We start from the raw sequence: 26,640 nt of genomic DNA, 5'->3' as shown, positions 1-26,640 counted from the left end.
CGTGCGGCGCCCGCGCCCCGGACGGCGGACACCGCGTTTCACACGCGGACGAGCCGCCGGACCGGACCACGGCGCGGCGCCCGGGAGCGCGACGGGAGAACCGCCCGCATGCTCGAGCAGAACACCCCCGGTACGACCGGGGACAACATCGAAGACAACGAGAATTCCACGCCCAGCGACACGCTGCCTCCGCGGCGTCGTCGTGCGGCGTCGCGCCCCGCGGGCCCGCCGGTGTCCACCGCACCGGTGGAGACCGTCACCGATGTGACGGCATCGGTCGCCGCGGCCATACCGTCCGCGTCGACGGAAACGGCACCCGGTGCTGCCGGGGCGGCTGAGGTCGTCGCTGAGGCGGCTGCGCCGCGTGTGCGTCGTCGTACGACGCGTAAGGCGACCGCTCCGGTGGGTTCGCCCGCGCCTGTGGAGGCTGCTGCCGCCGAGTCGGTGGTGGAGTCGGCCGGCGTTCAGGGTGAGGCCGGTGCTGCTGGGGCGGCTGAGGTCGTTGCCGAGGCGGCTGCGCCGCGTGTGCGTCGTCGTGCGACGCGTAAGGCGACCGCTCCGGTGGGTTCGCCTGCGCCTGTGGAGGCTGCTGCCGCCGAGTCGGTGGTGGAGTCGGCCGGCGTTCAGGGTGAGGCCGGTGCTGCTGGGGCGGCTGAGGTCGTCGCTGAGGCGGCTGCGCCGCGTGTGCGTCGTCGTGCGACGCGTAAGGCGACCGCTCCGGTGGGTTCGCCCGCACCTGTGGAGGCCGCTGCCGCAGAGCCGGTGGCCGCCGGATCGGACGAGGACACCGAGGAAGGTGCCGTGAGCGAGACCGCCGCGGAGACCGAGGACACTGCCGTCGAGGCGCCCGCACCGCGCAGGCGCCGCCGGGCCACCGCTCCGGCGGGTGCGCCCGAGCAGACCGAAGCCGTTGCCGCCGCCGAGCCGGCAGACGCGGGCGAGGCCGAGGCGCCGCGCGGACGCACGCGTCGGCGTGTCGCGCGCCGCGGCACCGGCGCGCCGACGGCCGTCGAGACCGGGGCTGCCGAGGCCGTCACGGCCACCGAGTCCCCCGAGGCCGCGCCCGTCGAAGCCGCAGAGGCACCGTCGGGCCGCACCCGTCGTCGGGCCACCCGCAAGGCGACGGCACCCGCCGGTGCTTCGCAGGCCGTCGAGACCGGAGCCGACGAGGGCCTGCCCACGGACACGGTCACCCAGATCGCCGCCGACGAGGCCGGGGGCGAGGCCGCCGGGCGCGCCGCGGCACGCGGCCGCACCTCGCGCAGGGCGACCGAGCCGCAGTTCACCGCCGAGCCCGCGCGCTCCGAGCAGCCGAAGCAGGCCGAGCAGCCGGAGCAGGTCGAGCAGCCGAAGCGCCGCCGGGCCGCCCGTCCCGCGGTCGCCGTGTTCCAGGCACCCGTGTTCACCGAGCCCGTGTTCCAGACCCCTGAGACGGCCGCTGCCGCTGCCGCCGCCGAAGCGGCGGACCAGGCGGACCTGACCGAGGACGAGGAGCAGGAGGAGGCCGCCCCGGTCGCGGAGACGGTCACGCGCCGTCGCCGCCGTCGCCGTGGCGAGGCCGCCGAGACCGTCGTGGCGGAAGCCGAGGAGCCCGCGGAGTCCGAGGAGCCCGAGGAGGGCCAGGAGGCCGTCGCCGAGGCCGAGGCCGAGGCCGAGGACTCCGACGAGTACGAGGACCGGCCCAGCCGTCGCCGTCGCCGCGGTGGCCGTCGCCGTCGCCGTGGCGAGGCCGCGGATACGGACGAGGCCGAGGCCGCCGAGGAGGCCGAGCGGGCCGAGGAGGAGGCGGAAGGTGCCGACGAGGAGGAGGCCGACGAGGACTCCGACGTCGCCACACCGTCCGCCGCGGGCACCAGCAGCAGCCGGCGCCGCCGCCGTCGCCGCCGGCGCACCGGAGAGCCCGGCGACTCCGAGCCGGGTGACGACGAGCCGGAGCGCACGGTCGTCAAGATCCGTGAGCCCAGGGAGCGGCGCAAGGAGACGGAGCCCTCCGACGAGGTTCAGTCCATCAAGGGCTCGACCCGTCTCGAGGCGAAGAAGCAGCGCCGCCGCGAAGGCCGCGAGCAGGGCCGCCGCCGGGTGCCGATCATCACCGAGGCGGAGTTCCTGGCGCGCCGCGAGGCCGTCGAGCGCGTGATGGTCGTCCGGCAGAACGGCGACCGTACCCAGATCGGCGTCCTCGAGGACAACGTGCTCGTCGAGCACTACGTCAACAAGGAGCAGTCGACCTCCTACGTCGGCAATGTGTACCTGGGCAAGGTGCAGAACGTCCTGCCGTCGATGGAGGCCGCCTTCGTCGACATCGGCAAGGGCCGCAACGCGGTCCTGTACGCGGGCGAGGTCAACTTCGAGGCGCTCGGCCTGGCCAACGGCCCGCGCCGGATCGAGTCCGCGCTGAAGTCAGGCCAGTCCGTGCTGGTCCAGGTGACCAAGGACCCGATCGGTCACAAGGGCGCCCGGCTGACCAGCCAGGTCTCGCTGCCCGGCCGCTACCTCGTGTACGTGCCCGAGGGCTCGATGACGGGCATCAGCCGCAAGCTCCCCGACACCGAGCGTGCCCGGCTGAAGACGATCCTCAAGAAGATCGTCCCCGAGGACGCGGGCGTGATCGTCCGCACCGCGGCGGAGGGCGCCAGCGAGGACGAACTGAGCCGTGACGTCGAGCGTCTGCAGGCCCAGTGGGAGGAGATCCAGAAGAAGGCGAAGAGCGGTAACGCCCCGACCCTTCTCTACGGCGAGCCGGACATGACCGTCCGTGTCGTGCGCGACATCTTCAACGAGGACTTCTCGAAGGTGATCGTCAGCGGTGACGCGGCCTGGGAGACCATCCACGGCTATGTCACGCACGTCGCGCCCGACCTGGCGGACCGGCTGAACCGCTGGACGTCGGAGACCGACGTCTTCGCGACGTACCGGATCGACGAGCAGCTGATGAAGGCGCTGGACCGCAAGGTCTGGCTGCCGTCCGGCGGTTCGCTGGTGATCGACAAGACCGAGGCCATGATCGTGGTCGACGTCAACACCGGCAAGTTCACCGGCCAGGGCGGCAACCTCGAGGAGACCGTCACCAGGAACAACCTGGAGGCGGCCGAGGAGATCGTGCGCCAGCTGCGGCTGCGGGACCTGGGCGGCATCGTCGTCATCGACTTCATCGACATGGTGCTCGAGTCGAACCGTGACCTGGTGCTGCGGCGGCTGCTGGAGTGCCTGGGCCGTGACCGTACGAAGCACCAGGTGGCCGAGGTCACCTCGCTGGGCCTGGTCCAGATGACCCGTAAGCGGGTCGGCCAGGGGCTGCTGGAGTCGTTCTCGGAGACCTGTGTCCACTGCAACGGCCGCGGTGTGATCGTGCACATGGAGCAGCCGTCCACCATCGGCGGTGGCGGCGGCAAGCGCAAGAAGCGTGGCCGTGGCGGTGCCGAGCACGTCCACGAGCACGAGGCCGGTGCCGAGGCGCCCGAGGAGAGCGAGACCGGGGCCGAGGTGGCCGCGGAGGCCCCCGCGCCTGCCGAGCTGCCCGTGACGCCCGAGGCTCAGCCGGTGACGGACACGTTCGCCCCCGACGAGGAGCTGTACTCGAGCGTTGCCGAGGCCGAGGCCGCCGCCAAGCGGGGCCGGGGCCGCCGCCGGGCGACCCGCAAGGCGACCGCCCCGGCGGGTGCGCCGCAGCAGGCCGAACCGGCGCAGGCCCCCGTCGTCGCGGAGACGGTCGAGGAGCCCGCCGAGGCTCCGGCCGCCGTCGCGGAGACGGAGGGCGGGCAGGAGCTGGCCGCCGAGCAGCAGCCCGTCGAGCAGGAGACCGCGGCGCCCGCGGGCCGCACCCGTCGCAGGGCCACCCGCAAGGTGTCCGCGCCGGCCGGTTCGCCGAAGGCGGCGGAGGTGACCCAGGCACCGACCGAGATCGTGACGCCCGCCGTCGCGGTCGCGGAGGTCCCGGCAGAGGCGGAGGCCGGTACCCCGGCCGCCGAGCCGGAGCCTGCGGTCGCCGCTCCGCCGCGCGCCCGTCGCCGGGTGACGCGCAAGGTCACCGCCCCCGCCGGTTCGCCGTCGGGTGCCGAGGAGGCCGCGGTCGTCGTGGTCGGCTCGGCCGAGGGGTCCGGCAGCGCGACGGAGGCCGTGACCGCGGCCGCCGAGGCGGGCACGCCGGACGACGGTGCCGCCGCGGACGGTCCGGCCCCGGCCAAGAAGGCGGCCCGCAAGACCGCCAAGAAGGCCACGGCGAAGAAGGCCGCCACCAAGAAGACGGTGGCAAAGAAGACCGCGGCGAAGAAGACGACCGCGACGAAGGCCACCAAGGCGGCCGCGAAGAAGACCGCCGCCGCGGAGCAGTCGTTGCCCTCCGTCACCGCATCGGCGCCCCCGGCGACCGAAAGCTGAACAACCGGTGGCCGGTGGCTGAACGTATGCGCCCCGTCCTCGTTCGCGGGGAACGGGGCGCTGCGTTTGTAGCGCAATTGATGCCTGGGGCCGTTAACGGTCCAGAAATTGACTAGGAAATCCCTGATAATGTGACGGCGGTTGCTGCCGTGTCGGGGCCTCGCCTGGAGAATACGGTCGGTGACCGGCCCGGTTGACACGGACTGACCGGTCCAAGCATTCCTCGGTGGGGCGTCGGCATCACGCCGGAGGGGTTCGCGCGGCCCACAGGACGCCCGCAGACCTCAGACCTCTGCCACATAGAGCTCTTGCGGTGTTCATAGGAGGACGTCCACATGCCGAGCAGCAACGAGCAGCCCATCCCCGCTGCCCGCCCGGTCATCGGTGAGGAAGAGATCGAGGCCGCCGTACGCGTGCTGCGCAGCGGCCGGGTCGTGCAAGGCCCTGAGGTGGCCGCGTTCGAGGAGGGCTTCTCGGAGCTCGTGGAGGGCCGCCACTGCGTGGCCGTCAACTCCGGTACCTCCGCGCTGCACCTCCTTCTGATGGCTTTGAACATCGGCCCGGGTGACGAGGTGATCGTCCCCTCGTTCTCGTTCGCCGCCTCGGCCAACGCGGTCCGTCTGGTCGGCGCCGACGTCGTCTTCGCCGACATCGACGCGGACACGTACTGCGTCGACCCGGCCGCCGTCGAAGCCGCCATCACGCCGCGCACCGCCGCGATCATGCCGGTCCACCTCTACGGCCACCCGGCCGCGATGGACCAGATCATGGCCATCGCCGGCAAGCACAAGCTGGCCGTCGTCGAGGACGCCTGCCAGGCGCACGCGGCCGCGCTGAACGGCACCCCGGTCGGAGCCTTCGGCGCCGGCGGCACGTTCAGCTTCTACCCGACCAAGAACATGCACAGCCTCGAGGGCGGCATGATCTCCACGGCCGACGCCGAGATCGCCCGCACCCTGCGCCTGCTGCGCAACCAGGGCATGGAGCAGCGCTACGCCAACGAGATCGTCGGCGCCAACATGCGGATGACCGACGTCGCCGCCGCCGTCGGCCGCGTCCAGCTCGCCAAGCTCCCGGGCTGGACCGAGCAGCGCATCGCGAACGCCGCGTACCTCTCCGAGCACATCACCGCGCCCAGCGTGGTGACCCCGGTCGTCGCCGAGGGCGCGCGCCACATCTACCACCAGTACACGATCCGGGTCCGCGGTGACCGCGACGCCGTCATGGCGAAGCTCACCGAGGCGGGCGTCGGCAACGCCGTCTACTACCCGACCCCGATCCACCGGCTGAAGCCGTACTGGGAGCCGGACCAGAAGGCAGGCCGCAACTGGGACCTGCCCGAGACCGAGCGCGCGGCGGCCGAGGTCGTCTCGCTGCCCGTGCACCCCTCGCTCACCGAGAACGACCTTGAGCGCATCGTCACCGCTGTGAACGCGCTGGGAGAGAACCTGTGACTGCTGCTGGACTGCGGGCCGGGCTGATCGGCCTCGGCTCCATGGGACGCCACCACGCCCGCGTACTCGCCGGGCTCGAAGGCGTCGAGCTCGTCGCCGTCGTCGACCCGATGGGGGACAAGAACGGCTGGGCGCAGGGCGCCCCCGTGCTGTCCACCGTCGAGGAGCTCATCGCCCTCGGTGTCGACTACGCCGTCGTGGCCACCCCCACCGGTCTGCACGAGGAAGTCGGCCTCGCGCTGGCCGAGGCCGGAGTCGGCGCGCTCGTCGAGAAGCCGGTCGCGGACACCGTCGAGGGCGCCCGGCGTCTCGTCGAGGCCTTCGAGTCGCGCGGCCTGGTCGCCGGCGTCGGCCACATCGAGCGTTGCAACCCGGCACTGCGTTCCCTGCGGGCCCGACTGGAGTCCGGCGAGCTCGGCGACGTCTTCCAGGTCGTCACCCGTCGGCAGGGCCCCTTCCCGCACCGCATCGCCGACGTCGGTGTGGTCAAGGACCTCGCCACCCACGACATCGACCTCACCGCCTGGGTCACCGGCCACGAGTACACCTCGATCGCGGCCCACACGGTCTCGAAGTCGGGCCGTGCGCACGAGGACATGGTCTCCGCCGTCGGCCAGCTCAGCGACGGCACCATGGTCAGCCACCTCGTCAACTGGCTGAGCCCGCTCAAGGAGCGTTTCACCTCCGTGACCGGTGAGCGCGGCTGTTTCGTCGCCGACACGCTCACCGCCGACCTGACGTTCCACTCGAACGCGGCAGTGACCACCGAGTGGGAGGCGCTGAGCGCGTTCCGTGGTGTCGCCGAGGGCGACATGATCCGTTACGCGATCCCGAAGCGCGAGCCGCTGCTCGTCGAGCACGAGCTGTTCCGCGACGCGATGCTCGGTAAGTCCCAGGACATCTGCACTCTGCGCCAGGGCCTGCGTACCGTAGAGGTTGCCGCCGGCGTGCTCGAGTCGGCACTCGGCGGTGTCACTGTCCGCTTCGACAAGGTCAGCGGCGGCGCTGCCTGACCGTCGGCAGACGGTGGGTTGCTGCAGCCCGTCAGTCCCCGGTTCCCTGAGGGAGGGAACCGGGGCGCCGAACTTTGTGTTCCACGGAGGAAATACGCACATGGAATCCCCTGCCCGTCGACCAAGGCTCGCGGTGATCGTCGGCAACGGCATCACCGGCGACTCGCGGGTACAGAAGACTGCTGTCGCGGCCGCGCGCGAGGGGTGGGACGTCACCCTGATCGGCAGGAGTGACACCAAGCGCGTCCAGTACTCCAAGATGGGGCCGATCGACGTCATCCGGGTTCCGGTGGGCAGGGAGTACAGCCGGGCGGTGAGCGCGCGCAAGCCCGCACGCGCCGCCGCGACCCAGTTCCACATCCAGGACCAGGCCGCCCTGAGCCGCTACCAGGCGGCCTACCGCGCGTGGGTCCGTCAGAAGTCCGCCGAGAGCGACTGGGCGGGCACTCCTCGCCGGGTCGCGGTCAAGGCGGTGCTGCGGGCCCGCCGCTCGGTGCACCGGCTCCGTGTGCGGGCCTACAAGTGGGAGCAGCGGCGCCGTCCGAAGGACCCGGCACCGATCGGTGACTGGCGTCGTGACTGGCCCCAGGTGGTGGATCTGGACCTGGCCTTCGGTCCCGTGATCGAAGAGCTGCAGCCGGACGTCATCCACGCCAACGACGCCACCATGATCGTGACCGCCGCCCGCAGTGCCGCGCGGCTGCGGGCGGGTGGCCATCGCTGCTCCTGGCTGTACGACGCGCACGAGTACATCAAGGGCGTCGAGTGGCCGAACCCCCGCCAGGGCTCGGCCCTGCCCGCCGCCGAGGCGGAGTTCATCGGCCGCGCCGACGCCGTGGTCACGGTGTCCACCCAGCTGGCCGAACTGCTCAAGAACGATCACAAGCTGAGCAAGCTGCCGCTGGTGGTCGGCAACTCGCCGGTCCGCGAGGTGATCGGCGGCGCAGCGGCGCGGTCCTCGGTCCGCGAGCTCTGCGGCCTCGGCCCCGACGTCCCGCTGATGGTCTACTCCGGCTGGATCGGGGTCGAGCGCGGTATCGACGCGGTCATCGCCGGCCTGCCCGAGCTGCCGGGCTTCCACCTCGCCCTCGTCGTCGGCCGCACCACCACGCTCCTGGAGGAACTGCTCGCGAAGGCGGAGTCCCTCGGGGTGCGCGACCGGATCCATCTGGTGCCCTACGTCCCGCAGCACGAGGTCGCCGACTACCTGTCCTCCGCGGACCTGGGTCTGACCCCCTTCCGGCGGGTCCCCAACTGCGAGGTCTCGCTGCCGACCAAGGTCTCCGAGTACCTCCAGGCCCGCCTTCCGCTGGTCACCAGCGATGTGAAGGTCATCAAGGCCTATGTGGAGGAGCACGGTCTCGGCGAGGTGTTCACCTGGGACGACCCGAAGACCTTCGTCGACGCGGCGACCCGGGCGATGAAGGGCCGCGACGAGCTGGCGGCGAACATCACGGAGGAGGTCCTCACCGACCTCTCCTGGGAGGAGCAGAGCGGCCGGCTGCTCCAGCTCTACCGCGAACTGTCGAAGAAGACCCCGCCCGGGCCGCGCCCCGAGGTGGCGTGGACCGTCCAGGAGTCCCCGAGCGGAGTGCGTACCGCCACCGCCGAGACGAAGGAGGGCGGGGCGGCGCCGACCTGGCGCAAGCTCCGTGACACCAAGGTCAGGCTGGGTCTCGGCCCCGCCAACTACGCGGGACAGGGTGCCGCGTACGCCCAGGCGATCACGCGCCTCGACCCGGAGGTGTCCGTCGAGGTCGTCATGAACAAGCGCCCGGAGTCCTTCGACTACCCGGCGGACGTGTACGTCGACGCCACCCGGCTCGGCGAGGTCGACCTGCAGATCCAGCAGGTGGAGCGGATCGCCGGCAACTACACGCACCTCCTCGTCGACGCGTTCCTGCCCGTTTTCGGACTCCTCAACGGAGGGACGGTCGCGGGCGACCTTCCCGCCCTCAAGCAGGCCGGGATCAAGGTCGGCCTGCTCGCGCACGGCAGCGACATCCGCCACCCCGGCCGGCACCTCGAGCGCCACGAGTTCTCGCTGTTCCGCGACGCTCCCGCGGGCATCGCGAAGAAGCTGCAGGTCAAGGCGGAGCGGAACCGGAAGATCGCGGACGAGTGCGGACTGCCGCTGTTCGTCACGACCCCGGACCTGCTCGACGACCTCCCGAAGGCCACCTGGACCCCGCTGGTCGTCGACGTCGACGCCTGGGCCACCGACCGCCCGGTGATGGAGCGCGACCGGCCCATCGTGCTGCACGCCCCCTCCAAGCGCTGGACCAAGGGAACCGACCGGATCATGCCGGTCCTCACCGAGCTCCACGACAAGGGCGTCATCGACTTCCGTCTGGCCGAGGGCATCCCGTGGGCCGAGATGCAGGAGCTGGTCAAGGACTGCGATCTCGTCCTCGACCAGTTCACGACCGGCGCCTACGGCACCTTCGCGGTCGAGGCCATGGCCGCGGGCAAGCCCGTCGTCGCCTACATCAGCGAGCAGGTGCGCGGGGCCACGCAAGGAGCGCTGCCCATCGTCGGCGCCACGCCCACCGATCTGCGCGAAGTGATCGAGTCGCTTCTGGCAGACAGGGAGGGCACGGCTCAGATCGGGCGGGAGTCGGCGAAGTTCGCCCGCACGTACCACGACGGCACCTGGACCGCGCAGGTCCTGAGCGGCTTCCTCAAGTGATAGGTCCAGAAAGGCTTTTGATGGATACGCAGAATGCCGACGCGCCCCGTCCCGTGAAGGGACGCGTCGTCATGCTGGTCGACAACAAGGTCGAAGGCGACTCGCGGGTCCAGAAGGCCGCCCAGTCGGCCGCGGAGGCGGGCTGGGACGTCGTGCTGCTGGGCCTCGTCCGCTCCGGCAACGGCCGGAGCTGGAAGCTCGGCGACGCCGAGGTACGGCTGCTGCCGCTGAAGACCCCCCTCGCCAAGCGCCACGCCGAGCGGCACCGCTCGCCGCTGCGCCGTCCGCTCGCCTACGCACCCGGCCCCGTCGCCGCCTACCGCCGTCAGTGGGTCAAGGCGTGGCGTGTCGACATCGCCACCCGGCGGGCCGCGCTGCGCGTCGCGCCCGAGGCCGTCGGCTCACCGCTGTTCCGCACGACCGAGAAGGTCCGGCTGACGGCGGCCGGGCCCGCCTCGAGATTCATGCTGAAGTGGGTCGGCTTCCGGTCCCGCCAGACCAGCCAGGCGCAGAAGGCCGGCCGCCGTCTGCAGGGCCCGCTCGACCGCGCGTTCACCGCGTTCTGGAAGGGCGCCAAGGGCAAGCGCGCCTGGCGGCGGCTCGAGCCGGTCCTGTGGGACTACGAGCTGACCTACGGCAAGGAGATCGACGCGCTCAAGCCCGATCTCATCCACGCCAACGACTTCCGCATGCTCGGTGTCGGCGCCCGCGCCGCGATACGGGCCCGCGCCGCCGGCCGTCCGGTCAAACTCGTCTGGGACGCCCACGAGTTCCTTCCCGGCGTACGCCCCTGGGAGGACAACGCCCACTGGATCCCGGGCAACACCGCCCACGAGAGCGAGTACGCACCGTACGCCGACGCCGTCGTCACCGTCTCCGACGGGCTCGGCGACCTGCTCCGCGAACGGCACGGCCTCAAGGAGCAGCCCACCGTGGTGCTCAACGCCCCGGACCGGCCCGTCGAGGCCGACGAGGCGGCCGGGGACTCCGAGCCGGCCCCGGACCTGCGCGCCCTCTGCGGCATCGGCCCCGATGTCCCCCTGGTCGTCTACAGCGGCTCGCCCGGTCCGCAGCGCGGCCTCGGCGACATGGTCGAGGCCCTGCCGAAGCTGGACGGCGTCCACATGGCGTTCGTGGTGCCGAGCCCGGCCGCCGGCTACATCCAGGGACTGCTGCGCCGCGCCGAGGAGCTCGGCGTCGGTGACCGGCTGCACGCGGTGCCGTACGTCCCGCACTGGCAGGTGGTCCGCTTCCTGTCCGCGGCGAACGTGGGCTGCATCCCGATCCACCACTGGCCGAACCACGAGATCGCGCTGATCACCAAGTTCTTCGAGTACTCGCACGCCCGGCTGCCGCTGGTCGTGAGCGATGTGAAGACCATGTCCGAGGTCACCCGGGCCACCGGCCAGGGAGAGGTCTGCACCGCCGAGGACATCGACGACCTGGTACGGGCGATCAAGGCCGTCCTCGCCGACCCCGAGCGGTACCGGACCGCCTACGACAAGCCGGGACTCCTCGACACCTGGACGTGGGAGGCCCAGGCCGAGGTCCTCGACGCGCTGTACACGCGGCTGATGTCCGAGCGGCCCTCCGGAGCGAGAGCATGACGCGATCCTCCACGGCCAGGGCCGCCGTGCCCGACGTCACCGTCGTGGTGGCGGTGTACAACACCATGCCGTACCTGACGGAGTGCCTGAACTCCCTCGTCGGGCAGAGCATCGGCCTCGACCGCCTCGAGATCGTCGCGGTCGACGACGGCTCCACCGACGACAGCGGAGCGGAGCTGGACCGTTTCGCCGAGCGCTACCCCGGCACCGTGAAGGTCGTCCACCAGGCGAACTCGGGCGGCCCCGCGGCGCCCAGCAACCGTGCGCTGGACCTGGCCACCGGCCGGTTCGTGTACTTCATCGGGTCGGACGACTACCTCGGCAGCCAGGCGCTGGAGCGTCTGGTCGCCTGCGCCGACAAGGAAGGCTCGGACGTCGTCGTCGGCAAGATGGTCGGCACCAACGGGCGGTACGTCCACCAGGCGCTCTACAAGCGCAACGATCCGGACGTCAGCCTGTACGACTCGGCCATGCCGTTCACGCTCGCCAACACCAAGCTGTTCCGGCGTGAGCTGGTCGAGGAATACGGCCTGCGCTTCCCCGAGGACATGCCGGTCGGCAGCGACCAGCCGTTCACCATCGAAGCCTGCGTACGGGCCCGCAAGATCGCGGTCCTCGCGGACTACACCTTCTACTACGCGGTCAAGCGCGGCGACGCCAGCAACATCACCTACCGGGCCGACCAGCTGTCGCGGCTGCGCTGCACCGCCGCGATCATGAAGCACGCGGCCGGTCTCGTCGAGGCAGGCCCACAGCGCGACGCCCTGTTCAAGCGGCACTTCACATGGGAGCTGGCCAAGCTCGTCCAGGACGAGGGCTTCACCTCGCTCGACCCGCAGATGCAGCGTGAGATCTGCGCCGGCATCGCGGCACTCGCCGACGAGTACTTCACCGAGGCGCTGCGCGACTCGATGGACGTCAAGCGCCGGGTGCGGATCGCACTCGCCCAGCGCGGCGCCGTCACCGAACTGGTGCGCGCCATCGAGGACGAGGCCGAGCACGGCGCCCCTCCGCTCCTGCTGGAGGACGGCCGCGCCTTCGTCCGCTATCCCGGCTTCCGCGACAAGGACCTGGGGCTCCCCGACCGGGTCTTCGAGGTCGTGGGCGAATCCATGGCCCGGATGCTCGCCGACGGCACGGCACTGGTCTCGGCCGCGTGGGAGCAGTCGGACCGTGAGATGGCCCTGGCGCTGGCGGCGCGGGTTCCGATCGCCGGCGAGACCGGCTCCGCGGTGATCCGGCTGGCACCCAAGGCCATGCCGAAGAGCGCGGACAAGCCCGGCGGCCGGAGGTTGCCTGCCGGCACCGAACTGCCCGCCCCGGCGGGGGAGCCGGCCAGGACGCCCACCCCGGACGGGACGGCGACGGTGGTGACCACACTGATCCCGCTCAAGGCCGTCCGCGCCAAGCTCGGCGTCCGCGCCTACCTGGATGTGGCAGGCTCGACGTATGAGATCCCGGTGACCACCCGAGGTCTCCCCCTGCCGCTGGCACGCCGCTGGCGGGCGGATGTCCCGTATCGCGTCTCGGCCAATGCGAACGCCAAGGGACGCCTGGTGGTCACGACGGCTCCGCTCTGGGAGCCCTCGCCCGGTGTGGCCAGGCGACTGCGCCGACTGTTGTCCCGTGTGAAGAGGAAAATGACCCGATGAATATCTGTGTAGTCGCGCTGGGCAAGATCGGCCTGCCGCTCGCCGTGCAGTTCGCCGCCAAGGGCCACAAGGTCATCGGCGCCGACGTCAACGAGAAGGTCGTCGAGCTGGTCAACGCCGGCACCGAGCCCTTCCCCGGCGAGCACGACCTCGACCGCCTGCTCAAGGAGACCGTGGGCGCCGGGCTGCTGTCCGCGACCACCGACACCACGGCGGCCGTCGCCGAGTCCGACGCGGTCGTGGTCGTCGTCCCGCTGTTCGTGGACGCCGAGGGCACCCCGGACTTCGGCTGGATGGACGCCGCCACGAAGGCGATCGCCAAGGGCCTCAAGCCCGGCACGCTCGTCTCCTACGAGACCACGCTGCCGGTCGGCACCACCCGCGACCGCTGGGCGCCGATGCTCCAGGAGGGCTCGGGTCTGGTCCCCGGCCAGGACTTCCACCTCGTCTTCTCGCCGGAGCGCGTCCTCACCGGCCGTGTCTTCGCGGACCTGCGCCGTTACCCGAAGCTCGTGGGCGGCATCGACGAGGCCTCGGCCAAGCACGGTGTGGAGTTCTACGAGCAGGTCCTCGACTTCGACGAGCGCGACGACCTGCCGCGGGCCAACGGAGTGTGGGACCTGGGCACCGCCGAGGCCTCCGAGCTGGCCAAGCTCGCCGAGACCACGTACCGCGATGTCAACATCGGCCTGGCGAACCAGTTCGCGCGCTTCGCGGACAAGAACGGCATCGACGTCAAGAAGGTCATCGAGGCCTGCAACTCGCAGCCGTACAGCCACATCCACCAGCCCGGTATCGCCGTCGGCGGCCACTGCATCCCGATCTACCCGCGGATGTACCTGTGGAACGACCCCGAGGCGACCGTCGTGCGCTCGGCCCGTGAGGCCAACGCCGCCATGCCGGAGTACTCCGTCGACCTGCTCGCCGCCGCCTACGGCGAGCTGAAGGACGTCAACGTGCTCGTGCTGGGCGCCGCCTACCGCGGTGGCGTCAAGGAGACCGCCTTCTCCGGAGTCTTCGGGGTCGTCGAGGCGCTGAAGGCGCGCGGCGCCGTCCCGTTCGTTTCGGACCCGATGTACACGGCCGAGGAGCTGGCCGCGCACGGCCTCACCCCGCACCGGGGCGAGAAGGTCACCGCCGCGATCCTGCAGGCCGACCACGCCGAGTACCGCGAGCTGGCCGCCTCCGACCTGCCGGACGTGACCGTCCTGGTCGACGGCCGTCGCACCACTGACCCCGCCAACTGGCAGGGTGTGCGCCGCGTCGTGATCGGCGGCTGACGCAAGAACCCGGAATGCGGGCTCCCGTATGCGCAGGACGCATACGGGAGCCCGCATTCGGTTTCTCTCAGACCTCCTGCCGCAGCATGCGGTTGACCAGGTTCATGGTCGCCGTCTGGATGTGCTTGTTGCGGTACTTCGGGTAGTCGAGCGCCAGCGGCCAGTGGAAGGTGCCCGCGACGAACACCATGGACCCGTTGGGCATTTCGGTGAGGGCCGTGTGCTGGACCAAGCGCTTTTTGATCGCAGGGCGCTTGTCCACGTACGGGGACTCCGCCAGGAGGGTGCGCCGGGAGCCGGGCGGGCTCGGGGCCTTCGGGTCGTAGCCGTCCGCCTCCACTCCGACCAGCTTGGGCAGCTGGGTGCCCTCACGCAGCCCGGTGCCCGCCCAGAGCCAGTGGCCGCTCGCCTTGACCACGAGAGGCGTGGGCTTCTGGACGATCCCGTTGAACTGGATGCCGAGCAGACCCTGCTCGGCCTGCTTCTGGTCGGGCACCAGGTCCCGCCAGCGCTTGGTGGCCCCGGCCCGGTCGGGGGACGCGTCTGTCGACGACTTGTAGCAGGCCATGACCCGGTTCGCACGGCCGTCGGCGGACGCCTCCATACGGACGTGCCAGTAGATGTTGTTGGCGCCGAGGAACGCGAGGTGGCGTTTGGCCGAAACGGCCTTCCTCGCCGAATCCAGCATCGGCTTGGACCAGTACTCGTCGTGGCCGGGGAAGAACAACGCACGGTACTTGGACGTGTCGATCGTGCCGTCGTGCAGATCGAGACTGCTCGCGTACGTCACGTCCAGCCCGGACCGCTCCGCCCAGCGGAGGAAACTGGTGTCCATGTCGAACCAGCTGGGTATGCCGGAGTGCGAATAGGGCCGGTCGAAAGAGACCTTGTGGGCCCGTTCCTCGGCGCCGCCGACCTTTCCCGACGTGTTGTATCCCCCGTAGAGGTTCTTGCCGGTCTGACCGTTCTTCGGCCACATGTTGTAGGCCTGGTAGGTGGTGAAGGGCACCACCATCAGGATGTCGGACCCGCGGGCCGGCTCCCGCACCACGAACGGGGTGCTGCCGACCTCTCCGTCCTCGGTGGTGAACACGGCCTGGTACAGGCCCGACCGCCAGTCGGACGGGATGCGCAGGCTCCAGGAGACGGGCCAGTCACACGCTATGGCCCCGGTCTTCGGATCGGCCTTGGGCACGGTTCGGCTCCTGCCCGGGAGCTCGGCACTGGTCGTCAGCAGCCGGGCGCCCTTGCCGCCGTAGTGGCCCAGGCGGAACACCGTGATCTGGTAACTCTGCTCTTCGCTTACCGAGACATGGAAGTCGATCACCTGGCCCTGGCTCACCGAAGTGGCCGAGGCGTACCCCTGGATTTCTCCCTGCCTGTCGTCGGACGCCTGGGGGTGCTTGGGGTCGGAGAGCCACTCCTTGGAGCCCGCCAGGCGGTTCTCCTCCGCTATGGAGCCGGTGGGGACCGAGACCGCCGGTTCGACCGGCTGGGGCCGCGTTTCGGCGAGCGGGAGTTCTCTCGCTCTCGGTATGAGTTCGTCGCGGGCGGCATAGGCCGCTACGCCCACCCCGACCGTTCCGACTCCCAGCAGCCCCAGCACAGTGCGGCGCGACCGTTCCGGCATCTCCGACCCCTTTGCGTTCCGTTCAAGGGGTATGAGGGCTGCCGATTACGCGAGGTTCACCGCGGGAGCGATCTTTCTTCTGATTTTCGTCACATCACGCATGGAGGGCCAAACCGGACGCGGGCCATCCGCCCTTCTTCGTCAGGTGCTGTCGCCACGCCTGAGTTGCGGAGGGTTGGCCGACTCCCGCGCCAGTGCGGCGCGCAGCCACCGCACCGAAGGCCGTTCCACGAAGCGGTGCACCAGCCAGGAAAGCACCAGCAGCGAGACGGTGGTGATGCCCAGCGTGGCCCAGGCGCCCGTGTGCCCGTACAACTCGCGGATCATGGCCCAGCCGAGTTCCTCGTGGAGGAGGTAGAGGGGGTAGACGAGGGCACCCGCGGTCGCCAGCCACTTCCAGCTGACCCAGTCGAGCTTGTGCAGGGCCACGGCGAGGACCAGCAGATAGAAGAAGGTCACCAGGGCCAGCGCGACATACGGACTCCGGTCCAGGCCCTTCTCACGCACGTTGTCGGCGTGCTCGATGAGGTCGCTCTGCATGACGAGCCAGCTCGCCCCGAGAAGCCCCCACAGCTTGAGGTCCGGACCGAAGCGGTACATGAGGTACATCGCGATGCCCGACACGAACAGTGCGGTGTTCAGCGGCTGGGCGAAGATCCCGAGCAGCGGGACGCCGTGGTCCTGCTGTACGAGAACGCTCGCCAGCAGCCACAGCCAGCAGAAGACGGACACCCGCTGGTAGTCCAGGCCCTTCCAGACCACCACGAGGAAGATCAGGTAGAAGGTCAGCTCCACCCACAGTGTCCAGTACGCGCCGACCAGGTGGTGGGCCGAGAGCGGCACCTGGAACATCGTCAGGTTCGTCAGCGAGTCGCTGATGGTCGGGGTGGCGCGCTGGCCGTCGGGCAGAGCGCGCCAGACGAGGAACGCGACGACCACCGAGAACCAGTACGCGGGGAAGAGACGCAGGAAACGGGCCCTGACGAACTGACCCGGCGAACGGCCCCAGGCGGACAGGCAGATGACGAAGCCGCTGATGATGAAGAACAACTGCACGCCGTACGAGCCGTACGACGTGACCGGGAAGAGCCAGGGGAACAGCTCCTTGGGGTTCACGCCCCAGTTGGCCCGGGTGGCCGCGTCCACGCCCGTGAAGTGGAACAGCAGCACGGACAGCGCCGCCACGACGCGCAGGGCGTCGAGGGCGTAGAGCCGTGTCGCGGCCTGCTTCACGGGCGCCTGTGCGCCGCTCGTCACCGAGGTGTCCTCGTGACGGGCGCGCTGGACATCGGTCGGGGGCATGGTCGGCCTCGCTTGTGTGGGGTGCCGAGGTGATACCCGGCCATCTCGTGGAGCGGAAGAGCGGAAGAGCGGGGGTGCGGGTGGGCCCCCGGTGGCTCGGCTGGGCTCGCGGTCAGACGGCGTCGCTGAGCGTTCCCTCGGCGGTCTCGCGGTAGAGCCGTCCCGACTTGGGGCACTCCCACACACCGGGCTCGCCCTCGCGCTCGACCAGTCGTACGCCCTCGTGGCCCACCCAGCCGATCTGCCGGGCCGGGACACCGACCATCAGCGCGAAGTCCGGAACGTCCTTGGTGACGACGGCTCCGGCCGCGATCATGGCCCAGCGGCCGATCTCCAGCGGGGCCACACACACGGAGCGCGCACCGATCGAGGCACCGTCGGCGATCTTCACGCCGACCGCCTCCCAGTCGCCGCCGCGCTTCTGCTTGCCCTCGGCGTCCACGGAGCGGGGGTTGTGGTCGTTGGTGAGGACCACCGCGGGACCGATGAAGACACCGTTCCCGAGCTCGGCAGGCTCGTAGACCAGGGCGTAGTTCTGGAGCTTGCAGTTGTCGCCCATGCGCACACCCGTGCCGACATACGCGCCACGGCCGATGACGCAGCCCTCGCCGAGGTGGGCGCCCTCACGGATCTGCGCGAGCTCCCACACGCTGCTGCCGTCGCCGATCCGAGCGGTCTCGTCGACCTGGGCGCTGGGCTGAACCCTGTAGTTCACGCTGCTGTCTCTTTCCGGGCGTGGAGGCATTGTCTGGTGAGCATACGCAACCGGCGCTCCGCTCTCGTCATGCCACCGTCAGGGGAGAACGGCTGTACGGGCATGGGGTGGGGAGAGCCGCGGGCCGGGGAAGATCGCCCGGACCGGTGAACGGCCCGGGGGCCACGGCCCCGACCCCGGTTTGACCCCTCAAGCCCGGCCCCGTAGCCTTGACCCTCGGTGTGTTTCCATGCGCGCCTGCTTCTGAGCACCTCCCTCCCGGCCTGGGTCGGGAGAGGCCGTCCATCCACTCCGGACAGTCCCGGGCTTCGGGCCCGTGCGGACGGCTGGCATCAGGGGTCCCCGTTATCGAGCGAGAGAGAGATCCGCGTGTACGCCATCGTGCGCAGCGGTGGTCGCCAGCACAAGGTTGCTGTCGGCGACATCGTTGAGGTTGACAAGATTTCCACCGCCAATGTTGGCGACACGGTCGAGCTCTCGACCCTGCTCGTTGTCGACGGCGACGCTGTGACCAGCGACCCGTGGGTGCTGGCCGGCATCAAGGTCCAGGCCGAGGTCGTGGATCACCACAAGGGCGCGAAGATCGACATCCTTCGCTACAAGAACAAGACCGGCTACCGCCGTCGCCAGGGTCACCGTCAGCAGTACACGGCGATCAAGGTGACCGAGATCCCCGCGGCTGCGAAGTAAGGACTGAGGAGACATGGCACACAAGAAGGGCGCATCGTCCACCCGGAACGGTCGCGACTCCAACGCTCAGCGGCTCGGCGTGAAGCGCTTCGGCGGTCAGGTCGTCAACGCCGGTGAGATCCTGGTCCGTCAGCGTGGCACCCACTTCCACCCGGGCTCCGGCGTCGGCCGTGGCGGCGACGACACGCTGTTCGCGCTGCAGGCCGGTGCTGTCGAGTTCGGCACCTTCCGCGGCCGCAAGGTCGTGAACATCGTTCCGGTCGCCTGATCCAGGCCCCGTAGAACGACCGTAGTCGCGAAGGCGGACCTTTCTTCCCCTACGGGAAGCGGGTCCGCCTTTCGCGTGTTACGCAGTAGACATTCCGTACGTATTTCCGCACTGGAGGCACCACCATGACCACCTTCGTGGACCGCGTCGAACTGCATGTCGCCGCGGGTAACGGAGGCCACGGCTGCGCCTCCGTACACCGGGAGAAGTTCAAGCCGCTCGGCGGACCGGACGGCGGTAACGGCGGCCGTGGCGGCGATGTGATCCTCACCGTCGACCAGTCCGTGACGACGCTGCTCGACTACCACCACTCGCCGCACCGCAAGGCGACCAACGGCAAGCCCGGCGAGGGCGGCAACCGTTCCGGCAAGGACGGCCAGGACCTGGCCCTTCCGGTGCCGGACGGCACCGTCGTGCTCGACGGGCAGGGCAATGTGCTCGCCGACCTGGTGGGGCACGGCACGACATACGTCGCCGCGGAAGGCGGCCGTGGCGGTCTCGGCAACGCGGCGCTGGCCTCGGCCCGGCGCAAGGCGCCCGGCTTCGCCCTGCTCGGCGAGCCGGGGGACGCGGGCGACATCGTCCTGGAGCTCAAGACCGTCGCGGACGTGGCCCTCGTCGGCTACCCCAGCGCCGGAAAGTCCTCCCTGATCTCCGTGCTCTCCGCTGCCAAGCCGAAGATCGCGGACTACCCCTTCACCACCCTCGTACCGAACCTCGGTGTGGTGACCGCCGGCTCCACCGTCTACACGATCGCCGATGTGCCGGGACTGATCCCGGGGGCCAGCCAGGGACGGGGCCTCGGCCTGGAGTTCCTGCGGCACGTCGAGCGCTGCTCGGTGCTGGTGCACGTGCTGGACACTGCGACCCTGGAGTCCGACCGCGACCCGGTGTCCGACCTCGATGCCATCGAGGAGGAGCTCAAGCAGTACGGCGGACTCGGCGACCGCCCGCGGATCGTCGTCCTCAACAAGATCGACATCCCTGACGGCAAGGACCTGGCGGACATGATCCGCCAGGATCTCGAGGAGCGCGGCTACCGCGTCTACGAGGTGTCGGCGGTCGCCCGCACCGGACTGAAGGAGCTGTCCTTCGCGCTCGCGGAGATCGTGGCCGCCGCGCGCGCCGCGAAGCCGAAGGAAGAGGCGACCAGGATCGTCATCCGTCCGAAGGCGGTCGACGACGCGGGCTTCACCGTCACGCGCGAGGACGACGCTCTCTTCCGGGTGCGCGGCGAGAAGCCGGAGCGCTGGGTGCGCCAGACCGACTTCAACAACGACGAGGCCGTCGGTTACCTGGCGGACCGCCTGAACCGTCTCGGTGTCGAGGAGGCACTGGTGAAGGCGGGCGCCCGCGCGGGCGACGGCGTCGCCATCGGCCCCGAGGACAACGCGGTCGTCTTCGACTGGGAGCCCACGCTGATGTCCGGCGCGGAGATGCTCGGCCGACGTGGTGAGGACCACCGTTTCGAGGCCCCGCGCCCCGCGGCCCAGCGCCGTAAGGACCGGGAGGCCGAACGGGACGAGGCCCAGCGCGAGTTCGACGACTTCGACCCGTTCTAGGCCCTGTTCGAGGCACCCGGCCGGCCCGGCCGCACCCCGGCCGGCCGCCGGGAAGGCCGGAAAGACCCGGGACCGGCCGGGAGCGACAGAAAAACAGCAGATCTGTTCGGATCCGTACACCGGCGCAACCTGCCGCCCGGAATCACCGTCTTGTAGAGGGGGTTTGGGGCGGCAGAAGGCCCCGGCAGGAAGCGAACGGAGTGTTGATGAAGGTCTCCTTCCTCATCCACACCATTTATGGAATCGGCGGCACCATCCGCACCACGCTCAACCTCGCGGAGGAGCTCGCCGAACGGCATGAGGTGGAGATCGTCTCCGTGTTCCGGCACCGGGACGAGCCGCTCTTCGCGATCGACCCCCGTATCACCGTCGTTCCGCTCGTCGACACCCGGCCGAAGTCCCCGACGAACGAGCAGAAGCATCCGCTCGCACTCCAGCCTGCCGCGTGCTTCCCCACCCATGAAGCACGGTTCAAGGAGTACAGCCGGCTCAGCGACGAGCGGGTGCGCGACCACTACCGCGCATCCGAAGCCGACGTCATCATCGGTACCCGGCCCGGACTGGTCGCGTACATCACGCAGTTCGCCCCCGAGGGCGCCGTGCTCATCGGCCAGGAGCACATGACGCACAACCACCACAAGCCCGAACTGCGTGCCCAGCTGCAGCCGTACCTCGCCGCCCTGGACGCGTTCGTGACCGTGTCGGAAGGCGACGCGGCGGTGTGGCGGAAGCGGATGCCGCTGCCGAACACCCGCGTGACGGCGATCCCGAACAGCGTCCCGGAGCCCATGGTCGCCCCCTCGGACCTCAGCGGCACCACGGTCGTCGCGGCCGGCCGGCTCGCCGTGGAGAAGCAGTACCACGTGCTGATCGAGGCGTTCGGCAAGGTCGTGGCCGAGCACCCGGACTGGACCCTTCGTATCTGCGGCTGGGGCAAGCAGAAGACGCGCCTGCGCAGACGGATCGACCAACTCGGCCTGTCCAACCACGTCTATCTCATGGGGCCGCGCTCGCCGATCGAGCCGGAATGGGTCAAGGGCGCCGTCGCCGTGTCCACCTCCCGCCACGAGTCCTTCGGCATGACCCTGGTCGAGGCGATGCGCTGCGGTCTGCCGGTGGTCAGCACCGACTGCGACTACGGACCCCGCGAGATCATCGCCGACGGGGTCGACGGGCTCCTCGTCCCCGTCGGCGACACCGACGCGATCGCCGCCGCACTGCTGCGGCTCATCGAGGACGAGGACCTGCGCCGCCGCATGGGTGCCGCCGCGCTGTCCAGCGGGCGCCGCTTCGACCCCGGACCGGTCGTCAAGCAGTACGAGGAGCTCTTCGCCGACCTCGCCGCGGGCTCCAGGGCCCGTGCGACGGCGTCCGTGCCCGTGGCACCGGCACCGGCCGGGTCCGCCGCGGCGGACTCCGGCGAGGCAGGGAGCGCGACCCGGCCCGCGCACACGGCAGAGAACGACCACACGGAAGGGGACGCCCTCCACGCGGACTGCGTCGTGCAGGAGTCGGGGGCGATCACGGTGACCCTGCTCGCGGAGCGCGCCGCCGACGACGTCCTGGTCTGCGTCTACTCCGGCGCCGACGTACCCGACCGGGTCTTCCCCTTCGACGCACGCGGCCGCGTGACCATCCCCGCGGACGAGGACTTCGCCGAGGGCATCTGGACCTGCCACACCCGCCGGCCGGCGCCGGACGGGCCGCGCACCCCGCTGGTGACCCGCGCCATCGACCAGCGCAAGGCGATGCGGGCCGCGGACCGGCTCCACCCCGGCGCACACGTGCGATCCCTCGTCCCCTATGCACGGCAGGGCCGGCTCGCCCTGCGGTCCTGGGTACGGCCGGTCCACGCCGAGTGCGCCGCTGTGGAGGTCGCCGACCGGCGCATCGCCGTCTCCGGGCGCCTGCTCGGTGAAGGGCAGCTCACGGGTGAGCCGTCCCTCCTGCTGCGCCGCCAGGGCCCGAGCACCGACGAGCTGGAGTTCCGGGGCATCCGGGAAGGGGCCGACGGCTTCCGCTGCGCCGTCCCGGCCGCCGCCCTGGCCCGGATCCAGTCCGGTGAGAACGATGTCTGGGACGTCTGGCTGCGCCCCGGCGCCGGTGCGGAGCCCGTCAGAATCGGCCGGGTGCTGGACGACGTGGTGGACAAGGTGCCGGTCTTCCTCTACCCCGGCGTCGATCTGCTCAAGAACCGCCGCTTCGCGCTCGCGCTCGCGGTACTGCGCCGGCTGCGCCGCCGACCGCAGCAGAAAGTGACGGTGAAGATGTTCTTCAGCGCCGGAAACGAACTCGTGATCAATGTCGTCGACAAACCGACGAAGTAACGCAGTGAGACAGAGGAGGCATGTGGCATCAGTCACCCCCTCCGCCGCTCATACCCCCACGAACGCCCCTGGCCACCGGGTGAACAGAGGGTTTCGTGTGGGTGTTGGGCATCCGATGCGCGCCTTGCGGGACGCTCACGCAGAGTGCGACCATCACACCGTCCCCCAGTCATCGCAAGGTAGAGGTCGTCTGTGTCCGTGCCGCACGAAGCCAAGCCCCGCACCACAGCAGTCGTGCTGGCCGGTGGTACCGGCCAGCGCGTGGGACTCGCGATCCCCAAGCAGCTGCTGAAGATCGCAGGGAAGGCCGTCATCGAGCACACGCTCACGATCTTCGAGCAGGCAGAGGCCATCGACGACGTGATCGTGCTGATGGCACCGGGTTTCGTGCCCGATGTCGAGAAGATCGTCGCCAAGGCGGGGCTCACCAAGGTCAGCCGGGTCATCGAGGGCGGCGCGACCCGCAACGAGACGACCGAGCGGGCCATCGCCGCCCTGAGCGAGGGTCTCGCGGAGGGTGAGGACGCCAACGTCCTCTTCCATGACGCGGTGCGTCCGCTTCTGTCACAGCGAGTGATCGCGGACTGTGTGGACGCCCTGGACCGCTATCAGGCCGTGGACGTCGCGATCCCCTCCGCGGACACGATCATCGTGACCCGCACCCACGGTGAGGACGGCGAGTTCATCACCGAGATCCCGGACCGCTCCCGGCTGCGCCGTGGGCAGACCCCGCAGGCCTTCAAGCTCTCCACGATCCGCAGGGCCTACGAGGTCGCCGCGGGCGACCCCAACTTCCAGGCCACGGACGACTGCAGCGTCGTGCTCAGGTACCTGCCCGACGTGCCGATCTACGTCGTCGCGGGTGACGAGTACAACATGAAGGTCACCCAGCCGGTCGACGTCTTCATCGCGGACAAGCTCTTCCAGCTCGCCTCGACCGCCGCCCCGCGCCAGGCCGACGAGGCCGCCTACCGCGAGCTGCTGGCGGGCAAGACGCTGGTCGTCTTCGGCGGCTCGTACGGCATCGGCGCGGACATCGCCGCTCTCGCCGAGCAGTACGGCGCCACGGTCTACGCCCTCGGCCGCTCCACCACCGGCACCCATGTCGAGAACCCGGAGCACGTGGACGACGCGCTGTCCCGGGCGTACGCCGAGAGCGGTCGTGTCGACTACGTCATCAACACCGCGGGCGTGCTGCGCATCGGTAAGCTCGCCGAGACCGACAACGCGACCATTCAGGAAGCGCTGAAGGTCAATTATCTGGCTCCTGTCCAGATTGCGCGTGCGTCGTACAAGTACCTGGCCGAGACCAAGGGACAGCTGCTTCTCTACACCTCTTCCAGCTACACCCGCGGCCGCGCCGAATACAGCCTTTACTCGTCCACGAAGGCGGCCATGGTGAATCTCACCCAGGCTCTTGCCGACGAATGGGCGGCTGATGGAATCCGCGTGAATTGCGTCAACCCGGAGCGCACCGCCACGCCCATGCGTACCAAGGCGTTCGGTCAGGAACCGGCGGGCAGCCTGCTGTCCAGCGAGGCCGTGGCCCGGACCTCGCTGGACGTGCTGCTCTCCGAGATGACCGGCCATGTCATCGACGTACGCCAGCAGGACCCGACCCGCGAGGCCAGCGAGGCCAGCGGATTCGAGCAGGCGCTGGCGTCCGTTCTCGACCGCCAGGAGGATGTGTAATAATCCTCTGTTAATCGACTTATCGGGCCTCTGAATTCGCCGTGGGCGATACAGAGGCCCGACTTCGTGAAGCACCGTCTTCACAAATCTCTGCAAAAGTGAAACAACCGGCACCTTTGGAGCAGGTTCTTCGTGATTTCGACCGCCATTCGCCTCGCACGTGTGGGCAGCCGGTCAGAGCTGGCCGCGGCAGTCCTGATGGGGCTGGGCTACCCCTGCGTGATGATCGCCGCGCTGATTCCGAACCTCTGGATGTTCGCGGCGGCCGCCGCCGTGACCTACGCGGCCGACGCGTTCCTGCATCAGCGCGGCAGCTACCTGGTCAACCGGCTGAGCAAGGTCCGGGTCGGTCTGCCGATCCGCTTCCTGCTCCGCCAGCTGCTGCTGATCCTGCTGCTCGCCCGTGAGGGCCTCGCCGAGAAGCCGCTGTTCTACGTCGCAGTCGCCTGCTTCCTGCTCTTCTACGGCCTCCAGGCGCCCCACGGGGCCCTGACCACCCTCATCCGGCTGCGCCGGACGATGCCGGTCGTCACACGCAACGTCGACCTGAACGCCGTACGCATCCCGGACGCCCCGCCGCGCGCGCTGCTGCGCCGCTCGGGCGAGAAGATGCTGCACCTCGACATCCCCGCCATGGCCGGGCTGCTCTTCGCCGCCGCCACCGACCGCTATGTCGTCGGATACATCGGCGCGGCGGTCACCATCGGTCTCGGCCTGCTCTACACCGCCGCCCTCGTGCCCTATCTGCGCCGCCGGCGCCGTGTGCCGTCCGCACCCGCCGTGCTCAAGGCCGTACAGACGTGGCTGAACGAGTACCAGCCCACCGTGGCCCTGTACTTCTCCGGCTCGGACGACTCCGCGTACCAGGTCAACATGTGGCTGGAGGCGATGGAGGAGATCGAGGGGCGGCCGATCGTCATCATGCGTGAGCGCACTCTCGTCGCGAAGCTCGGCGAGACCTCGGTACCCGTGCTGTGCATCCCGGGCGGCCAGCACCTGATGACGATGAAGTTCGACTCGATCCGCGTCACGCTCTACCCGGCCAACGTCGGCAAGAACATCCACATGCTGCGCGTGCCGACCATGAAGCACGTCTTCATCGGGCACGGCGACAGCGACAAGCTCGCCAGCGTCAACCCGTTCTCCAAGGTGTACGACGAGGTGTGGACGGCAGGCCGGGCCGGCCGCGACCGCTACGCCCTCGCCGACGTCGGGGTGCGTGACGAGGACGTCGTCGAGGTGGGCCGCCCCCAGCTCGCCCCCATCCGCACCGGCAGCGGGGAGACCCGGCACGCCATCCCCACGATCCTCTACGCCCCCACCTGGGAGGGCTGGGACAACAACCCGGGCAACACCTCGCTGCTGCTCGCGGGCGAGAACATCGTCCGCCGGCTGCTGGAGTCCGAGCAGCCCGTGCGGCTCATCTACAAGCCGCACCCCTTCACGGGCATCCGCAACAAGAAGGCCCTCGCCGTCCACGAGCGGATCACGGCGATGGTGACGAATGCCGCGGTCGAACGCGCCGCCGACCCCCGCTGGGCGAGCGAGGCAGCGGCCGCCGAAGTGGGTCAGACCGCCGCGCGCGCCGAGCTCACCCGTATCGAGGCCCGCCTCGCCGAACTCGCCAAGCCCGGCCGCGCCGGCGGTGACGAGGCCGAGGAGTCGCGGGTGTCCCTCGCCGACCCGCAGCGCCAGGCGGAGATCAAGACGCTGCGCCGGCAGTGGAACGACGCCTACTGGCGCTCCTTCGGCTGGTGGGAGCACCGGGTCGTGTCCGGCGCCGAGCCCAGGCTCTACGACTGCTTCAACGAGTCCGACGCCATGGTCTCCGACATCTCCAGCGTCGTCTCGGACTTCATCGCGAGCGGCAAGCCCTACGCGGTGACGGACTCGGCGGAGCTGGGTGCCGAGGAGTTCAAGCGGCAGAACACCGCCGTCCGGGCCGCGGTCATCCTGTCCAACAGCGCCGAGGAGCTCGGCGAACTGCTCACCGCCGTGGCCGACCCGGCTGCGGACACGCTCGCCGGTGCGCGCGCCGAGCTGAAGAAGTACCTGCTCGGGCCTGACGAGCCGACCTCCATCGAGCAGTTCGACGCGGCCGTCCAGGTGCTGGCGGCCAAGGCCGAGGCGCGCAACACCGGTGTGGAGCAGCGCATCGGCGCCATGGCCATCGGTGAGCTCGACCAGGAGTCCGACGCCGACAACGGCGGCCCTGCGGAGCGGGGCACCGAGGGCAGGGGCAGGGGCAGGGGCAGGGGCAGGGATGCCGAAGCGGCCCAGGAGGCCTCCTCGCTCGCCCGCTGACCCCCGCCGCACGGCACACGGCCCGTGAGTCCGCCCCCGACCGGGCAGGACTCACGGGCCGCTCCGCGTGCCGACTCG

At 70.2% G+C, this 26,640-nt stretch carries 16 protein-coding genes; 13 read left to right on the top strand and 3 right to left on the bottom strand.

Annotation, left to right across the window (positions count from 1 at the left end; translation table 11 throughout):
* Positions 1-108 precede the first annotated feature (108 nt).
* The 7 genes from ACTWOL_RS12720 (at position 109) to ACTWOL_RS12690 (ending at position 14,072) form a co-directional block, all read left to right on the top strand.
* A complete protein-coding gene (locus ACTWOL_RS12720) occupies positions 109-4,377 on the top strand; it encodes an Rne/Rng family ribonuclease (protein ID WP_474296771.1) in 4,269 nt (1,422 codons plus the stop codon).
* 335 nt (positions 4,378-4,712) lie between these two features.
* The gene (locus ACTWOL_RS12715) at positions 4,713-5,831 is read left to right on the top strand and encodes a DegT/DnrJ/EryC1/StrS family aminotransferase (RefSeq protein ID WP_474296770.1); all 1,119 of its coding nucleotides are present in this window, start codon (positions 4,713-4,715) and stop codon (positions 5,829-5,831) included.
* Positions 5,828-6,844, top strand: a complete 1,017-nt coding sequence (locus ACTWOL_RS12710; protein ID WP_474296769.1) for a Gfo/Idh/MocA family protein — start codon at positions 5,828-5,830, stop codon at positions 6,842-6,844. Before ACTWOL_RS12715 ends, ACTWOL_RS12710 begins: the two co-directional genes overlap by 4 nt.
* Positions 6,845-6,944: 100 nt before the next feature.
* Positions 6,945-9,533, top strand: a complete 2,589-nt coding sequence (locus tag ACTWOL_RS12705; RefSeq protein WP_474296768.1) for a glycosyltransferase — start codon at positions 6,945-6,947, stop codon at positions 9,531-9,533.
* A gap of 20 nt (positions 9,534-9,553) precedes the next feature.
* Complete coding sequence (locus ACTWOL_RS12700) at positions 9,554-11,140, top strand: glycosyltransferase family 4 protein (protein ID WP_474296767.1); 1,587 nt, start codon at positions 9,554-9,556, stop codon at positions 11,138-11,140.
* Positions 11,137-12,792: a glycosyltransferase family 2 protein gene (locus ACTWOL_RS12695; RefSeq protein WP_474296766.1), complete on the top strand. Its 1,656-nt coding sequence runs from the start codon at positions 11,137-11,139 to the stop codon at positions 12,790-12,792. The genes ACTWOL_RS12700 and ACTWOL_RS12695 overlap by 4 nt, the downstream gene beginning before the upstream one ends.
* Positions 12,789-14,072, top strand: a complete 1,284-nt coding sequence (locus ACTWOL_RS12690; RefSeq protein WP_474296765.1) for a nucleotide sugar dehydrogenase — start codon at positions 12,789-12,791, stop codon at positions 14,070-14,072. The genes ACTWOL_RS12695 and ACTWOL_RS12690 overlap by 4 nt, the downstream gene beginning before the upstream one ends.
* Before the next feature lie 67 nt (positions 14,073-14,139).
* Here ACTWOL_RS12690 and ACTWOL_RS12685 read toward each other — a convergent pair whose 3' ends face one another.
* From ACTWOL_RS12685 to ACTWOL_RS12675, 3 genes are all read right to left on the bottom strand, one after another.
* Positions 14,140-15,702, bottom strand: coding sequence for a N,N-dimethylformamidase beta subunit family domain-containing protein (locus ACTWOL_RS12685; RefSeq protein WP_474296764.1), 1,563 nt, complete (start codon positions 15,700-15,702; stop codon positions 14,140-14,142).
* Positions 15,703-15,843: 141 nt separating this feature from the next.
* On the bottom strand, positions 15,844-17,004 hold the full coding sequence (locus ACTWOL_RS12680; protein WP_474296763.1) for an acyltransferase family protein: 1,161 nt from the start codon (positions 17,002-17,004) through the stop codon (positions 15,844-15,846).
* Between the two features lie 112 nt (positions 17,005-17,116).
* Positions 17,117-17,719 carry an acyltransferase gene (locus ACTWOL_RS12675; protein ID WP_474296762.1) on the bottom strand — a complete coding sequence of 201 codons (603 nt, stop codon included), beginning with the start codon at positions 17,717-17,719 and terminating at the stop codon, positions 17,117-17,119.
* A 369-nt stretch (positions 17,720-18,088) separates the two neighbouring features.
* Here ACTWOL_RS12675 and rplU point away from each other — a divergent pair, with 369 nt between their 5' ends.
* The 6 genes from rplU to ACTWOL_RS12645 all read left to right on the top strand — a co-directional run bounded on the left by rplU (position 18,089) and on the right by ACTWOL_RS12645 (position 26,562).
* A complete protein-coding gene (rplU, locus tag ACTWOL_RS12670; RefSeq protein WP_262005068.1) occupies positions 18,089-18,409 on the top strand; it encodes a 50S ribosomal protein L21 in 321 nt (106 codons plus the stop codon).
* Positions 18,410-18,422: 13 nt separating this feature from the next.
* A complete protein-coding gene (rpmA, locus tag ACTWOL_RS12665; RefSeq protein ID WP_142151933.1) occupies positions 18,423-18,677 on the top strand; it encodes a 50S ribosomal protein L27 in 255 nt (84 codons plus the stop codon).
* Between the two features lie 125 nt (positions 18,678-18,802).
* Complete coding sequence (obgE, locus tag ACTWOL_RS12660; RefSeq protein WP_474296761.1) at positions 18,803-20,239, top strand: GTPase ObgE; 1,437 nt, start codon at positions 18,803-18,805, stop codon at positions 20,237-20,239.
* A 206-nt stretch (positions 20,240-20,445) separates the two neighbouring features.
* On the top strand, positions 20,446-22,566 hold the full coding sequence (locus tag ACTWOL_RS12655) for a glycosyltransferase family 4 protein (protein ID WP_474296760.1): 2,121 nt from the start codon (positions 20,446-20,448) through the stop codon (positions 22,564-22,566).
* Positions 22,567-22,758: 192 nt separating this feature from the next.
* Entirely contained in the window at positions 22,759-24,258 is a 1,500-nt protein-coding gene (locus tag ACTWOL_RS12650; RefSeq protein WP_474296759.1) for an SDR family NAD(P)-dependent oxidoreductase, read from the top strand.
* Positions 24,259-24,420: 162 nt separating this feature from the next.
* On the top strand, positions 24,421-26,562 hold the full coding sequence (locus tag ACTWOL_RS12645; protein WP_474296758.1) for a CDP-glycerol glycerophosphotransferase family protein: 2,142 nt from the start codon (positions 24,421-24,423) through the stop codon (positions 26,560-26,562).
* Positions 26,563-26,640 lie beyond the last annotated feature (78 nt).

The organism is Micromonospora sp. IBHARD003, assembly GCF_056106285.1.
The sequence above is the reverse complement of the archived record's forward strand: the minus strand, read 5'-3'. Positions and strand labels throughout refer to the sequence as shown.